12 protein-coding genes are annotated in these 15,789 nt (G+C 35.4%); 11 read left to right on the plus strand and 1 reads right to left on the minus strand.

Annotated elements, in window-relative coordinates:
- Nucleotide 1 precedes the first annotated feature (1 nt).
- The 3 genes from FYJ79_RS09810 to FYJ79_RS09820 are packed head-to-tail and all read left to right on the plus strand — an operon-like array spanning nt 2 to nt 2,479.
- On the plus strand, nt 2–925 hold the full coding sequence (locus FYJ79_RS09810) for an ABC transporter substrate-binding protein (RefSeq protein WP_154517584.1): 924 nt from the start codon (nt 2–4) through the stop codon (nt 923–925).
- A complete protein-coding gene (locus tag FYJ79_RS09815; protein WP_154517587.1) occupies nt 918–1,706 on the plus strand; it encodes an ABC transporter permease in 789 nt (262 codons plus the stop codon). Before FYJ79_RS09810 ends, FYJ79_RS09815 begins: the two co-directional genes overlap by 8 nt.
- A 2-nt stretch (nt 1,707–1,708) precedes the next feature.
- Complete coding sequence (locus tag FYJ79_RS09820; RefSeq protein WP_154517590.1) at nt 1,709–2,479, plus strand: ABC transporter ATP-binding protein; 771 nt, start codon at nt 1,709–1,711, stop codon at nt 2,477–2,479.
- A 438-nt stretch (nt 2,480–2,917) separates the two neighbouring features.
- Here FYJ79_RS09820 and FYJ79_RS09825 read toward each other — a convergent pair whose 3' ends face one another.
- Nucleotides 2,918–3,892: an Abi family protein gene (locus tag FYJ79_RS09825; protein ID WP_154517593.1), complete on the minus strand. Its 975-nt coding sequence runs from the start codon at nt 3,890–3,892 to the stop codon at nt 2,918–2,920.
- Nucleotides 3,893–4,353: 461 nt separating this feature from the next.
- Between FYJ79_RS09825 and FYJ79_RS09830 the strand changes: the two genes are divergently transcribed.
- The 8 genes from FYJ79_RS09830 (at nt 4,354) to dcm (ending at nt 15,444) form a co-directional block, all read left to right on the plus strand.
- Nucleotides 4,354–5,163, plus strand: a complete 810-nt coding sequence (locus tag FYJ79_RS09830; protein WP_154517596.1) for a DUF6414 family protein — start codon at nt 4,354–4,356, stop codon at nt 5,161–5,163.
- The gene (locus FYJ79_RS09835) at nt 5,163–6,284 is read left to right on the plus strand and encodes an AAA family ATPase (RefSeq protein ID WP_154517599.1); all 1,122 of its coding nucleotides are present in this window, start codon (nt 5,163–5,165) and stop codon (nt 6,282–6,284) included. Before FYJ79_RS09830 ends, FYJ79_RS09835 begins: the two co-directional genes overlap by 1 nt.
- A 40-nt stretch (nt 6,285–6,324) precedes the next feature.
- On the plus strand, nt 6,325–6,882 hold the full coding sequence (locus FYJ79_RS09840) for a hypothetical protein (protein ID WP_154517602.1): 558 nt from the start codon (nt 6,325–6,327) through the stop codon (nt 6,880–6,882).
- 248 nt (nt 6,883–7,130) lie between these two features.
- Nucleotides 7,131–7,643: an ABC transporter ATP-binding protein gene (locus FYJ79_RS12715; RefSeq protein WP_268233742.1), complete on the plus strand. Its 513-nt coding sequence runs from the start codon at nt 7,131–7,133 to the stop codon at nt 7,641–7,643.
- Between the two features lie 404 nt (nt 7,644–8,047).
- On the plus strand, nt 8,048–9,829 hold the full coding sequence (locus tag FYJ79_RS09850) for an McrB family protein (protein WP_154517608.1): 1,782 nt from the start codon (nt 8,048–8,050) through the stop codon (nt 9,827–9,829).
- 34 nt (nt 9,830–9,863) lie between these two features.
- Nucleotides 9,864–12,326, plus strand: a complete 2,463-nt coding sequence (locus FYJ79_RS09855) for a restriction endonuclease-like protein (RefSeq protein ID WP_154517611.1) — start codon at nt 9,864–9,866, stop codon at nt 12,324–12,326.
- Between the two features lie 191 nt (nt 12,327–12,517).
- Complete coding sequence (locus FYJ79_RS09860) at nt 12,518–13,981, plus strand: Sau3AI family type II restriction endonuclease (RefSeq protein ID WP_154517614.1); 1,464 nt, start codon at nt 12,518–12,520, stop codon at nt 13,979–13,981.
- Between the two features lie 71 nt (nt 13,982–14,052).
- A complete protein-coding gene (dcm, locus tag FYJ79_RS09865; RefSeq protein ID WP_326803742.1) occupies nt 14,053–15,444 on the plus strand; it encodes a DNA (cytosine-5-)-methyltransferase in 1,392 nt (463 codons plus the stop codon).
- The last annotated feature ends 345 nt before the right edge of the window (nt 15,445–15,789 follow it).

Consider the following 15,789-nt stretch of genomic DNA (forward strand, 5'->3'; position numbering starts at 1 on the left):
AATGATCCGTAAGCTTACTGCTTTACTTCTTGTTTTATCATTTCTTGTTGGCTGCAGCAGTAAAGCTGAAAACAACAAGACAATCAACCTTGGCTATTTGCCTATCACCCATGCCTTATCTGTATTTGAAACAAAAGAAATCTTAGATCAAACAAATGTTCATATAAAACTTACTAAATTTAGTAACTGGGCGGATTTAATGGATGCTTTGAATGCGGGAAGAATTGATGGAGCATCCGTTCTTGTCGAACTGGCAATGAAAGCGAAAAGCAATGGCATTGATCTTAAAGCAGTGGCATTAGGCCATAAAGATGGCAATGTCATTATTGCCAAGAAGGACATCAAGAAGATGTCTGACTTAAAAGGCAAAACTATTGCCATACCCCATGCCCAGTCTTCCCACAATATCTTAATTCAGCTCGCTTTAGAAAAAGCTCATCTTACAAAGAATGATGTCAAAATCATTCAGCTTGCTCCTAGCGAAATGCCTTCTTCATTAAATAGTGGCGCTATTGATGCCTATTGTGTTGCAGAACCATTTGGGGCAGTAGCCATTAATACGAAAATAGGTCATGTTCTCAAGACATCGGAAGAACTCTGGCAGAATTCTATTTGTTGCGCGATGGTCTTCAATAATGCTGCCATTACGAAGAAACAAACACAAATCAATCAAGTCATCTCAGCTTATAAACAAGCTGGCAAGAAACTTGCAAAAGGAAAAGAAGCAATGCGTATTGCTTCAAAATATCTTGGACAAGACAAAGCTGTTCTCAAAAAGTCACTAGCCTGGATTCACTTTGATGATTTAACATTGACCAAAGAAGATTATGATAACTTGGCATTAAAAGTGAAACAGGATGGCATTAATCCTAATCCACCAAGCTATCAAGATTTCATCTATCAAGGAGTCACTGCCCATGATTAAAACACTGAAACAAACAAGAACCATACTCATCTCATTTCTTATTCTCATCATTCTCTGGCAGCTTGCCATAAGCTTTGGGGGAATGAATACAGCACTCTTTCCTTCACCTATAAAAGTCTTCAATGCCTTTGTTGGCTTAGCGACAAAAGGTCTCTCCGGTTCAACAACCGATGCTATTCTATGGATTCATATCAAAGATAGCTTAGTCAGATTCTTCATTGGCTATTTACTGGCGGCATTATTAGGAATAGGATTTGGCTTATTGCTGGGATGGTTTCCTAAAGCCTTCAGCTATGTCAATCCGATTGTCCAGCTTATTAGACCCATTGCCCCAGTTGCCTGGCTGCCATTTCTTGTCTTAGTGATTGGTATTGGCAATCTACCAGCCATTGCGATTATCTTTATTGCGGGATTCTTTCCCATTCTCTTATCCACAGTAAAAGCTGTTATTAATGTTGATCCGGTTTATCTTAAAGTCGCTAAAACATTTGGCTTAACACAATTACAGACTATCTTCAAGATTGTTTTGCCAGCTGCCTTTCCACAAATCTTCCATAGCTTACATTTAGCGCTAGGAACATGCTGGATATTCTTAGTCTCAGGTGAGATGGTTGGCAGTCAGACAGGACTTGGCTTTCTGCTCATGGATGCCAAAAATACTATGCGTCCCGATGCCTTGTTAGCTGTCATCATTACGATAGGTATTATTGGTCTGATCTTAGATCAAGCAATCGGTCTTTTCGAAAAGGCCATCAGAAAAACATGGGGATTTGGAGGCTAAATATGTATATTGATATTCATGATGTTAGTGTAGAATACAAGCAAGACAATACCAGCTTTCTTGCTTTAGATCACATCAATCTCGCTATTGAACGAGGCGAATTCATCTGTCTCTTAGGCCCATCAGGATGTGGCAAGACAACCTTGTTGAATGCCATAGCCGGCTTTGAGAAAGTGACAAGTGGCACAATCACCATTGATGGCACACCAGTCACAAAACCTGATACACGCTATGTGACCATCTTCCAGAACTATGGTTTGCTGCCATGGCGTAGTGTTGAAAAGAATGTTGCGTTACCTTTAGAAACAAAGGGCTTAAGCAAACAAGAACAAGATGAACGCATCCAGCACTATTTAGAACTTGTCGGATTATCGGAGTATAAAGACCGTCATCCACATCAGTTATCAGGTGGACAGCAACAGCGTGTAGCAATTGCTAGAGCATTGGCAGTTAATCCAGATATACTTTTCATGGATGAACCCTTTGCGGCATTAGATGCCATCACAAGAATGAAGCTTCAGGATGATACCCGTCTTCTTTCTACGAAAGAGAAGAAAACGATTATCTTTGTCACACATGATATTGAAGAAGCTGTCTATTTGGCTGATCGTATTGTCGTATTATCACCTAATCCAGGTCGTATTAAAAGCATTGTGGATGTCCACATGCCTTTCGAAAGAGACCGTACTTCCGATGACTTTATTCACATCAGAGACAAAATCTTTGAAATCTTCAATATGAAAGTTGATCATGATCTTGAATATTATATTTAACAGGCAAGCTTGTACCAAATAAAATGCAAGAAGCATTCATCAAAAACATCCTTCAGCTCAGAACAGATCGTGTTGATAAGGCCTTGCCACTATCAAGCACAGGGGACGATACAATAATACAGACAGGACGAAAAGCCGCTTAAAATAAGGCTTTTTCGGACCTGTCTTTTCTTTTGGCCGGGTGCCGGGCCAGGGTAAACGAGGCAGAATACATATATGTTCTTGAAACTGGAGATATAAAAAACGGGAAGGGGGATGAGAGTACTGAGAGATCAGTAATATATAGATATGCTCAAATTTGGGCAACAAAAAGAGAGCCACAGAGTGACTCTCCCAGTGCAGTCCGAAAACATACACCTCAATCGTGAAATCATTATACCAAAACATAGACTTGAAGGCAAGCTTTATTTGCTTAATGTGGGGGGTATGAGAATAGGACTATGAGTTCAAATATGCTTTGAGTGAGGTGATTTTGGAAGCAACATTCTGCTGGATGATCATGCTATAAATCTCCGGTGTAACCGAGGATTTAAGAAGATCATTCTGTTCCTTATACTGCCGTAATAAATCGTTTGCTCGTGTGTTGTTGAAGTCAATTCGCTTAAGTAAACAACAGATGATAATTATGTAATCTACCAATGAGTAAAGCGTGATATTTTGTATTCCGGTTTCTTTCTCAACCCACCTTTTGAGAACATTACTGATTTTGCGATCTTTGAATCTTGTATCAAAAATAATGTTGTTGTGAGCAACTGCATTACGTAATGCTTTTAAGGTGAAGAGAACAGTAGAGAGCAGTCCTCGATTAGTATCGATTGAAACATCAAATAAATCAATCTGATTCAGAATATCCTCACGAGTTGCAGTATTGAGGCATTCAAAAAAACTTGCGAGATCTTTGAGGTACAAAAACTCAAAAATTGCCCATAGAGGTGCATCTTCACCTCGGTTATAAAAATGGCGTACCATTTGATTTTCTCGACGAGCTTCGTCGCTGTATCTTCTGGATACCTGAGAATATACAGAGTTCCGGAGCTTTAATCGTTTGAGCTGCAATTTTGCATTGGATGGATTATCTGACATTCGTTCTTTGTAGACGTAGTCAAACGTTCCCTGTCTCAAGCCTTCTACTGATGTGTTACAAACAATGTTTTTAAGTGCAGTTTCTAAAAACATCAGTGTGGGATATAGTGCAGCCTTCATATTGTTATCATATTCGATAACTGCTACAACTTCACTGAAGTCGGTATAAGGGATCTGGGTGTTCTGTTGTTTGACAAAGCGATAACCCTTATATCCATGGTAGTATCCATAACTTACAAGCTGCTTTTTTTGTTTACTTCCATTGATTTGAACATTGCAATCATTCCGCAGGTGACGCATTAGTCCATTTATTGTTTGAGGAGAAGCCATTCGCTATCCTTCTTTCTAAATTTATGATCAATATAATTTTCTTAAATGATATCAGAAAAAGCTGTTTAGTACAAGAAAGAAGGCATATGGATGCTTAAATAGTAATGTGCGGTTGAAAAATAAAACATAAGATAAAGCCTGATTTTTAGAAAAGACAGATCTGGATAACTTAAAAACTTTGCAAATTACAAGTTGATGATATGTAGAGGTATCAGTGCGTCCGGACCTGTCTTTTTTGCGTTCATTTTTTCTTCCTTCCGCCTTTGCTGCGCTGGATTCCGTGAGCGGCCATGAACTTGGACATGCGAAGGATACCCCATAAGCGTCACCAGTTCATCCGTTGTGAGGACCTCATATTTGGCACTTTTTTGTGGAAGTAAAGTAATTGAGTCCGGAAAATGAAATATGTTTGTAGTATAATAAATAGTATAAAATGAAAATATTAAATAGGAGGAATGAGAATGAAAGCCGGAGATTTCCTTAAAGTTATATATTTTGATGAGCCGTTCGTCTCTGATTTTTTACAGATTATAGCGGGTGGGGAATTAAAGAAAACTAGTGAATTTTTAAGTGAACTACATTCAAATGCTGATGCTGAAGCAGCTATCGATGCAAAGGCTGGAACTGATACAAAAGGTATCGCAAAGATTTTCAGCATTTTTTCCGGAATAGATCTTACTGTATCAGGAAAGGCCAGTGCTGAAATATCGCATAAAAGGGATAGGATAGTAAAGAACATTTTAGAAAATACATTACTGTCTGATTTTGTATCGATTCTTAAAGCTGATGATAGACGACCGAAAAACAAAAGATGTGAAGGAATTGAGGTATTCAAGAAAATCACAGTAAAACCGGTCAAGAATTCTTTTTCGTACTTCATGCTTATAGCACCATATATGTCAATGATGGATGGCAAAGTTGATCTTGATGGGAGCACACTAAAGATTGATCCCGCAAAGTTGGAACAGGCATTAGATAAGGGACGTGGATTCTACGAATTTGTTGGTGTTGCTAATGGCAAAAAATTCATTATTAGATTTAATCGTCAAGCTTTCAGAAACGGATATACAATGTCTGACTTGCCCAAAATGGAACTTACCTATTATGCAATCAAAGTGGGGCAGATTTCGCTTGATGAATTGGATGTGAGTAAAGAGTTTGAGTTTGGAGCGAAGACCCCGGAGAGATTTGACTATAAACGACAGAATGAGACTGAAAAAGCAGATGTTCTGGATGTTTATGATGCCGTAATATCGGGGGTTTTACAGTAATGGTCGAAAAGGTAGAAGTTTTCTGGGGATCAGATAAGGACTTTGAAGATGCAATAGCTGGAATACAGCATCCTACTTATCTTGTTGATGTGTTTAACCATATAAATCAAACAAAGGTTAAAGTCGATGGAGTTAATAAAACAGATTCGCCGCTGGAAGTGGAAAATCTCATTATTCATACTGATGACTATGGTGGCATTCAGGAATGGGCTTTGATGGGATTCTCAATTAATGTTATCGAGAATCCTCGATTAAAAGTTAGCAATGTATGGATGTGCAATCCACCGCTTCAGATCTATGATGATATTAAACGAACATACGTAGGCAAGATTGAGGAACATAAAACTGAATATCCTAAAATTACAGAAGAGGCTCTCATGAAAATATCTAAAGGATATGATAAGGCAGTCATCGGCCAACCGCATGTAATTCAAGATATCTTACCTGCAATATATTCACTCATTAAGAAGCATAGAAAAAAACCAGCAACACTTTTATTTTTGGGCACTTCAGGTATTGGAAAAACAGAAACCGCGAATTTCATCGGGGACTGTATCGGAAATGGCATGGTTAGAATCCAGTTCTCAATGCAACAGACCAACAATGCTGTACAGTATATTTTTGGAGGTGGACATGGTGAAGATAGCTTGGCCCGGCGATTAATCCGGCGAAAGAGTAACCTTATATTACTCGATGAGTTTGATAAGGTGTCACCCGGATTTTATAATGCTTTCTATCAGATGTTTGATGAAGGAGAATTTGTCGATAAAAACTATAGAGTCGATGTGTCTGATTGTATTATTATATGCACTTCAAATTTTTTGACGGAGGAAGATGCAGAGAAAAATCTGGGCTCAGCCATTTACTCAAGATTTACCAAGGTTCTTCGATTTGAACCGATAAGTGAAGCAGACCGTATTCGCATTGCGAAGATATCATTTAATAGAGTGTTTGATGAATTAAGCCCGGAAGAACAAGGAATGGTTCCTAAAGAAAAATTGCTGGATTTCTATTCGAATGCGATTCAAAAAGGAGCATATAATAATATTCGAATGCTGAGAAGTGATATAGAAGAAAGTATATATTTTGAAATATTGAGAGCCAAGAAAATTCTTCCATAGCTATATTCGGAAATGTAAAAACAGACAAGGGGGGAGCGATTTGGGAAATATATTAAATAGTATTTTACAATTTATATCTGAAAATGTGTTGTCAGTAATTACTGCAGCAACTGCGATTGTGTCTGTCTGTATTTCTTTGCGAACGCTTCGCCAAAATTCTAAAATGCTCGAAGAATCGAGTAGACCTTATATAACCGCTCAGATTGAGCATATTGGTAATGCTTTTTATCTTCGTTTTAAGAATTACGGGCAATCAGCAGCGATTATCGATAATATCGAATTAGATGAAAATGCAGAGAGAGTTCAAGTGGAAGATTATATTACGGTCTTCGAAGATTTTTGTGGAAACACTATTCCGCCAAACTACTCATTTATGACATGTATTCGACAGGATAATGTATCTGGTGAAGAGAATAAAATCTCGATAGATATAAAATATCACTCTGCCGTAAGGAAATACACTGAGCATGTTGAAATTAATTTGGCAGCCTATAAAAAAGTTCTTGAGGCTAGGCGAAATATTGACCGAAACAATGCAGAGGTTGTTATAGGTAAGACGTTGCAGGATCTAGTATTTGCGGTCGAAAAACAGCAGTAAGTAGAAAGAAATTCATTCATTAAAAATAAGTAAACCAAGTCAGAGCCCCTTGGCTATCCTAACCGATAGTCAAGGGCTTTTTTCATGTCTCCGAACCTTTCGGCTCATTCCAAATCCCACAGAAAAAGTTTTTCAAAAAGTTTTAGCGACCTGAGCGCAAGCCGTCCACATCAAGTTAGTGAGAAGCGATAAAGTTTCCCACTGATTCTTGATAACTGAACAGTTCCGCACTCAGAAGTTCCGCTCAGCTGCCATGGCGTAGTGTTGAAAAGAATGTTGCTTTACCTTTAGAAACAAAGGGCTTAAACAAACAAGAACAAGATGAACGCATCAAGCGCTATTTAGAACTTGTTGGACTATCAGACTATAAAGACCGTCATCCACATCAGTTATCAGGTGGACAGCAACAGCGTGTAGCAATTGCAAGAGCACTGGCAATTAATCCAGATATACTTTTCATGGATGAACCTTTTGCGGCATTAGATGCCATCACAAGAATGAAGCTTCAGGATGATACCCGTCTTCTTTCTACGAAAGAAAAGAAAACAATTATCTTTGTCACACATGATATTGAAGAAGCTGTCTATTTAGCTGATAGTATTGTCGTATTATCACCTAATCCAGGTCGTATTAAAAGCATTGTGGATGTCCACATGCCTTTTGAAAGAGACCGTACTTCCGATGACTTTATTCACATCAGAGACAAAATCTTTGAAATCTTCAATATGAAAGTTGATCGTGATCTTGAATATTATATTTAACAGGCTACGGCCTGTTTTTTATTGCATACGCCTACCAATAAGTAATGGATTATAGATTCTTATCATGAGAACAATCATTAATCTTAAAAGGAACCAGATTCTTTGGCTCTTTCAAGTATGCATCCTCAAACCATATACCTCTATTGACATAATAATATGCTACAATGCTTCCTTTACTTATGTTGGGAGGGCTTGGTCTTTGAAATCTTCAATAAGAAAGTTGATTGTGACCTTGAATATCATATTTAACAAGTTAAGGCTTGTTTTTTCTTACATGTTTATTATTTCTTGGCTCTGTTATCAATAATAAGAAGCTGGTATAATAAATGCATCATACTTTGTAGTGAACAGAGGAAACAAGACTTATAAAAAATACAAAATAACTATTATGAAGAGGTTACTATATGAGTAATAATTATCAACGTTTATTATCATTTTTAATAAAGTATCATGGTAAGCAATATAAAAAACAAGAAAAATGTACTGAAGAAGAAAAATTATATATGAATGAGGCAAAAAAAGCCGGGCAAGAAGCGCGAAATGCGTTTACATCATTGGTTGGAATAATAGAAAAAGAATATGATTTTACTCATGAACGTATTTCTCAGTGGCAAAATAGTGGTACATTTGTAAGTTATTTTTGGTGCCAAATGAAACGTTCAAGTCATAAAAACAGCCAAATAAGTCTCTCTTTATTTGCTGAAAAAGCAGATGACGTTTTTCGATTTCGTCTAAGTATTGAACTTGCTATTGATAAGGCTCAAAAAGATGATTTAGAAACGTATAAAAGACTCTTGGACATACCTCTTAAAAAAGAGTTAGTTTATATTTCAGGCGGTAACAATGAAGATGAATTCCGAGTATTAAATGAGAGAGATAATAGCATTGTGAAAGCAATGGGATTAAAAAAGGTACAAGTATCTTATGTATTTAAAGATGAACAGTATACAGATGATGATTCTTTTGAAAAAGAAGTTTTAAAAGCTGCGGGATTATTAATACCCTATTATGAATATCTATTTAATAATAAGGATGAAAAAGTAAAAGATAAAACAAATGAACAAGATGATGGGAAAGAGCAGGTATCTTTTATGTCTATATCAACGACAGATGCAATTGCACAGATTAAAGATTATATAGTATCAAAAGGATTTAGTTATCCTGATGGTTTGATTGAAAACTTTTACCTTTGTCTGAAAAGCAAACCATTTGTTATTTTGGCAGGTACTTCAGGAACTGGTAAAACGCGATTAGTTAAGCTTTTTTCTCAAGCAATTTCTGCTAAATATCACTTGGTCTCAGTGCGTCCAGACTGGAGTGATGGGAGTGATCTTTTTGGTCATACAGATTTAAATGGCAGATTTATTGAAGGACCAATTTGTAGTGCTTTTCAGGATGCAATTAAAAATCCTGATATTCCTGTGATTCTTTGCTTAGATGAAATGAACCTAGCTAGGGTAGAGTATTATCTTAGTGATTTTCTTTCTGTAATTGAATCAAGGGAGAGGGAGCAAGACAAAATAGTAACTACAGCAATTGCTCAGTATCAAGAAGGTATACCTGATAATTTGTATATCGTTGGTACTGTTAACATGGATGAAACAACATTCCCATTTAGTAAGAAAGTTCTTGATCGTGCAAATACAATTGAATTTAGCTTCGTTGACCTTGTCCCTGATTTTAGTGATGTTGGTAATAGTGTGGATCCTTTAAAGCTATCTAATAGTTTTCTTTGTACTAACTATCTTGTGTTAGGTCAGGATTGCATTGCTGAAGCAAATTATGTTGTAGATATTTGTAATGAATTACAAAAGATAAATGAAATTTTGTTAGAAGCAAATGCTCACGTAGGATATCGTGTAAGAGATGAAATAGTCTTTTACCTACTTAACAACAAACAATCTGGAGATCTTCTTTCTCATGATCAAGCAATGGATAATGAAATTATGCAAAAGATACTTCCTAGAATTCAAGGAAGTTCTAATACAATACATGATATGCTTTGTGAACTATTTAAAGTTTGTGCAGCTGATTATACACAAAAAACAGGTGATAGTGATTCTGAGAAAATGAAAAAAATTCTAGTAGATCAAGACATTAGTTGTAAATACAGAAAGAGTGCAGAAAAACTAGAACTTATGGTTAGAAGATTTGAAGAGGACGGATTTACATCATATTGGTTATAAATAATCATTCAAATTAAAGAAGGAATAAAAAACCATGAGTAAAAATACAGATGAGCTAATTTATATACAGACAGATATTTTAACAGTGACAATCAAAGGTAATGCCTCTCATCCTTCTTTCCCAGGAACTAACTTTGTCGATAAAGATGCAACGTTACAGATATCATGTGATGATATTTTTGAATTAAACATGGCAGTGGATTCTACCCCTATTTCAAAACAGCATTTAGGAAAGTCTTGCATAGAACAATATCGGCATTCTCCAGTATTCTTTGAGCAGCAACAATATGAGATTGTAATTGAACCAGAGGAAGGTCATATTGTAGAGTTTTGGCATGAAAATTACAATATTCGTAAAAACGTCACACCAGTTGGCCGTAAATCAAATATGCTTTCTGGAATTATCAATTTTGGAAATGATATTGGATATTCTGATTTATTTATCAAAGTGGATGGTACAAACTATCTTAAAATGACGATAGAAGTATTTCCTTCAAAAATAGGTTATAAAGATGATTATAAGGCAATTATGGCTGATGTGATGACTGAACTTTATAGCCTCATTTTCGACTTTTTAAAAAAGACATATGATTCATTTGATATTTCTTCAAAACAACAATCTACACCAGTAGAGTTCTTTTCAATCATTCGTAAAATATATAAGGAATTTGTTACTGCAGCTGACATGGTTAACGCAAAGCCTAACCATGTTCTTGAAAGGGAATATTTAGTACTTCCTGGATATAAAGTTAAGCGGACGGATAATCGAACTGTTCGCTGGATTGAGAAACATCCTGAGCAAGTTTTAAAGACAAATAAGGGTATAATGATTGATCGAGCCTTATCTGTGGAGAAACACATTACATATGATACGAATGAGAATCGTATGACTAAATACATCCTGAAAACCACAATGAAACGCCTTGAAAATTTTAAATCTCAATATATGAAGTTAGCTAGAGAAACAGACGTAAGTTTGATAAATCAACTTGATAATATGATTCAAGGAATACGTAGAAGATATAGCACTGGTTTTATGAGAGAAGTTGAAGCTATTCCAACCAAATCAAGTATGTCATTGGTCTTTAGTATGGCACCTGGATACAGAGAATTGTATCGATACTACTTGCTTCTTCAGCATGGTCTTTATATAAGTGGTAGTATATTCAATGTCTCAGTTAAAGATTTGGCAGTTCTTTACGAGTACTGGTGCTTTATTAAACTTAATAATTTAATGAAGGAACGTTATGAGTTAATCTCGCAAGATATTATAAAAGTAGTTGGGAATGGGTTATTTGTTTCTTTAGTTAAAGGACAACGTAGTAGGGTTCGCTATCGCAATCCAGAAAATGGAGAACTCATAACGCTTTCATATAATCCTAAGGAAATTGCAGGAGCAACTGTTCCACAAAAGCCGGATAATGTGTTGAGTTTGAAAAAGAAAGGTGCAAAATTCAATTATGAGTATGTGTTTGATGCGAAATATAAAATAAATCCAGCACTCAAGGGTAGTATGTATCAACAAATGTATAATACACCTGGACCTCAAGAAGAAGATATCAATACAATGCACCGTTATAGAGATGCAATTGTCAATCAAAATGATGCTTCTCCATATGAGCGTACTATGTTTGGAGCCTATGTGCTATTCCCTTATAGAAATCAAGAAGAGTATAAACAACATAGATTTTATAAAAGTATTGATCAAGTTAATATTGGTGGATTGCCTTTTTTACCATCAGCTACAGATCTTGTTACGGAAATGCTTGATGAATTGATTTCTGACTCTCCTGAGTCAGCCTTTGAACGTGCAACATTGCCGATAGGTATTGAAGAACGTCTTGCACGAGTAGATTGGAATAAGAGGGATGTTTTAATTGGTGGGTTACAAAGTCATGCACAATTTGAAGCATGTCTAAAAAATAATTTTTACTATATACCATGTAAAAATATTAAAAATAATGATTTACCAATTCATTATGTGGCTCTTTTCCAAATACCCCGTATTTTTTCAAACAATGCAGGTATATATTATTACGGAGAAGTTTTAAGCTCAACAATTGAACAAAGAAAGGATATCCAAGAATTTCCAATAAATAGTAATACTAATCCAGTTGAACCCTATTATAGGTTTGATGTGAGTGAATGGATTTCACTAGATAAACCGATACTTCCTAAAGAATCAGGATTTGCTAATGAGTTTACAAACTCATTTTTACTTGAAAATTGTGAATTCATACCTGAGCTTTTACTTCAATCTGAAGAGGAATATAGATTATATACGGAACTTAAGCGTCGGACAGGAAAGGTGTTAGAAGAAAACAAAACAAAAACTGGATTTGAACTTGGAAGTCTGAAAGTATTGTTTGAGGATGGGGATATTACTCTTTTCCGCGATGGGAAACTTTTGGATTGTTGTACACTAAAAGATTTTTCAAGACATCCAAATGCAATGTTTAGAAGGTTACAGAGGTACGTTGCTAAAGAAAATGAATAGGAAATTATCCGGATCTAACTTCTTTGATTATCAGCATGACCATCTTTATTTGCCATTATGAAGCCATTAAATATATAATTAGTGATATAGGAATTGGTGTTCCCATTTGAGAGATTTAGCTTTTTTTCTTGTGATGTATTACTGTTAAATATGATTATGTATAAATGTTAAATAATGAATGGAGTGGTTAGATGTTTGATGCTAAATTGGGTTATGACCCTGCAAGTCCTGATAGCATAGAACAATTTGCTGAGGGTCTTAAAGACAAAACTTTTTATGAAGTCATTAGTGAAAACGATTCAATAACAAGCGAGGATATTGAATCCTATGCAAATAAGTTAAGAAAAGGTGGATTAGGAAATTTATTAGAAGAAGGTTATTTTGGATACAAAGCTAACTCAAAGCAAGAATCAGATTTTCCTGAAGCTGGTGTGGAGCTAAAAGCAACACCTTTTGAATATACCAAGAAGGGGCAATTAAGAGCAGGTGAACGATTGGTCATTACCATGATTAATTATGATGGTCCTGTTGAAAACGATTTTTATCAATCACATGCATGGGATAAAATGCATTTAATACTCTTGATATATTATTGGAGAAATAAGGCCTTAAAGCGTAACCTTGATTATCAGATAAAGTATGTCCAAATGTTTACTCCACCAGAACAGGACTTAGCGATAATAAAAAAAGATTATGAGTACATTGTAAAAAAAATACAAGATGGTAAAGCACATGAGCTCTCAGAAGGGGATACAATGTATCTTGGAGCGTGTACTAAAGGAGCATCAGCAAAGAAAAGTATTGTGCCACAATTCTATGGCGAAAAACTACCAGCAAAAAAGAGAGCATTTTGTTTTAAGAATTCTTATATGACATATGTTCTTAATCATTATATTGCAGGCGAAGAAGCAAATGATGCAATTGTAAAAAATGTAGAAGAATTAAAAAAGAAATCATTTAGTGAAATCCTTAAGGATATTGTAAAAAAATATATAGATTTCTCAGATAAAGAATTATGCAAGATTTTCCATCGTGAATATAACAATAATAAAGCACAATGGAATGATTTGGCCTTTAAGATTCTAGGAGTTCGTAATGAACATGCTGATGAATTTGAAAAAGCAAATATTAGAGTTAAAACAATCAGAATAAACGAAAATCATTCTATTCGAGAAAATATGTCTTTTTCAACTTTTAAGTTTATGGATATAGCTAATGAAGAATTTGATGATTCGGCTCTTTATGAATATTTTGATCAAACACAATTGTTCTTCTTTGTTTGGGTACAAGATGGTGATGTATATCGTGTTAAGGGCTGTCAGCTTTGGAATATGCCTCATGATGATTTAGAATATACTGTTCGAAAAGAGTGGGAAGACGTAAAGCATGTAATTAATGAAGGCGTTAAATTCACAAAGTGTGTTAATTCAAATGGAGAAATCAAGTTTAAGAATAATTTTCCTAACAAAAAACAAACAAAAATTATTCATATTAGACCACATGCCATAAAGGCAGCGTATCGCTTTAAAAATGGCGAAGAGTATGGTAATGTAAATCGCGATGCTTATGAACTTCCTAATGGGGAATATATGACGAAAATGAGCTTTTGGTTAAACAATGATTATGTATTAAAACAATTAGATTGTATTGATTAAAAGTAATGCTTGATCTTATATAAACCTACTGCTATAATGGGAGTACAAAAGCAGTTAGGAGAGAATTATTTGTGGAAAAGACAGTTTGTGAGTTATTTGCTGGTGTAGGCGGATTCCGTTGTGGCCTTAATAACATTAAAGAGAGTGTTGTTTATTCTCCAGAAAACAATGCTAAAGAAAAATGGAAGACAGTTTGGTATAATCAATGGGAACCTGCAGAAAAGAGTACGCAGTATGCTCATGATTGTTACAAATATCATTTTGGAGTTTGTCTTGATAAGAATGGTAATGACACTACAAATGTTGATATTGAAAAAGTTGATAAATCAACCATACCGGATTTTTCGCTGCTTGTGGGCGGATTTCCATGTCAGGATTATTCAGTTGCTTCATCATTGGCTACTTCTAAAGGATTAGAAGGTAAAAAAGGCGTTTTGTGGTGGTCGATAAGAAAAATGATTGAAGTTAAGCAGCCACCATTTGTTTTATTGGAAAATGTTGATAGATTGCTAAAATCTCCAGCTAGTCAGAGAGGCAGAGACTTCGGCATCATGCTCGCTTGTTTTAGAGATGAAGGCTATACTGTAGAATGGCGTGTTATTAATGCTGCCGAATATGGCTATCAGCAAAGAAGACGTAGAACATTTATTTTTGCTTATAAAAATACGACTAAATATGCTCAGCATATTTCAAAGACTGTTGGTTGCAGTAGCGAAGATAATGACAGTAAGTCTAGTGCTGCAAAGCTATTAGGAGCTGAAGGATTTTTTGCTAAGACTTTTGCAATAAAACCTATTCAAGAAAGCAAGATAAAGATAATTTCGTTGTCAGAAAATCTTGGTGATATATCAGATTCTTTTCAGTTTAACTTTGAAAATTGTGGTGTAATGAAAGATGGTATAATTTACACAATCAAAACTACACCTCAATATTTTGGAAAACAAATCACTTTAGGAGATGTTATGGAAACAGGGAATGTTGATGAATCTTATTTCATTCCTGAAGAGCAATTATATTACACGGATCCTGAAATAAATCGTAGTGATGAATCACAAGGAAAATTACCAATCCAACAAAGAAAGACTTGGCAGTATCTTAAAGGTGCTAAGAAGCTTTTAAGAAAATCTGCTAATGGACACGAATATATATATTCAGAAGGCCCAATTGCTATGATTGATGAAGAAGATAAGCCAGCTAGAACTATGCTTACATCAGAAGGGTCATTTAGTCGTTCCACTCACATTGTGAGGGATAGAAAAACAGGCCGTATTAGACTATTAACTGCTGAGGAAGCAGAAAGAATTCAAGGCTTTCCTACTGAACATACAAAGTATTGTGATGTTGATGGAAAAGTCGTTGAAATGCCATTACGTAAGCGTAGATTTATGATGGGAAATGCGTTAGTAGTCAATTTAATAAGTGATATGGAAAAGACACTTAGCAGTATCATTGATGCTGAATAAGTGTCTTTTTTTGTGGTTGTATAGATTAATATGGTGATTTCTGATTTATTTAGTTATTTGCTTAATTGAAAATTTGCTGATTTTATATTATTTGTAGCAACATAAGGCAGGTACTTGATAGTGTCAATAATTTTGTGTAAATTGATAATCCCTCTTCGCATGATTTCTGTCTGATGATTTAATTCTTAGCTGAATATGCAGTTACATGCTGCTACTTGCAGGAAGCGCTTTCTCCATAAGAGTCATTGAACCAGAAGCTTGTGACTTTTCCAAATCCCCTGTGCACGCGGTTCAGGAACTTCTCATTGTATCGTTCGAACTGCGAGACTAGATACTTCTCCTCAG

Origin of the sequence: Sharpea porci (assembly GCF_009695655.1) — a bacterium.
Lineage (GTDB): Bacteria > Bacillota_I > Bacilli_A > Erysipelotrichales > Coprobacillaceae > Sharpea > Sharpea porci.

Coding starts and splice junctions, on each gene's coding strand:
- FYJ79_RS09810 (WP_154517584.1), top strand. CDS start 2: ATGATCCGTAAGCTTACTGCTTTACTTCTTGTTTTATCATTTCTTGTT.
- FYJ79_RS09815 (WP_154517587.1), top strand. CDS start 918: ATGATTAAAACACTGAAACAAACAAGAACCATACTCATCTCATTTCTT.
- FYJ79_RS09820 (WP_154517590.1), top strand. CDS start 1,709: ATGTATATTGATATTCATGATGTTAGTGTAGAATACAAGCAAGACAAT.
- FYJ79_RS09825 (WP_154517593.1), bottom strand. CDS start 3,892: ATGGCTTCTCCTCAAACAATAAATGGACTAATGCGTCACCTGCGGAAT.
- FYJ79_RS09830 (WP_154517596.1), top strand. CDS start 4,354: ATGAAAGCCGGAGATTTCCTTAAAGTTATATATTTTGATGAGCCGTTC.
- FYJ79_RS09835 (WP_154517599.1), top strand. CDS start 5,163: ATGGTCGAAAAGGTAGAAGTTTTCTGGGGATCAGATAAGGACTTTGAA.
- FYJ79_RS09850 (WP_154517608.1), top strand. CDS start 8,048: ATGAGTAATAATTATCAACGTTTATTATCATTTTTAATAAAGTATCAT.
- FYJ79_RS09855 (WP_154517611.1), top strand. CDS start 9,864: ATGAGTAAAAATACAGATGAGCTAATTTATATACAGACAGATATTTTA.
- FYJ79_RS09860 (WP_154517614.1), top strand. CDS start 12,518: ATGTTTGATGCTAAATTGGGTTATGACCCTGCAAGTCCTGATAGCATA.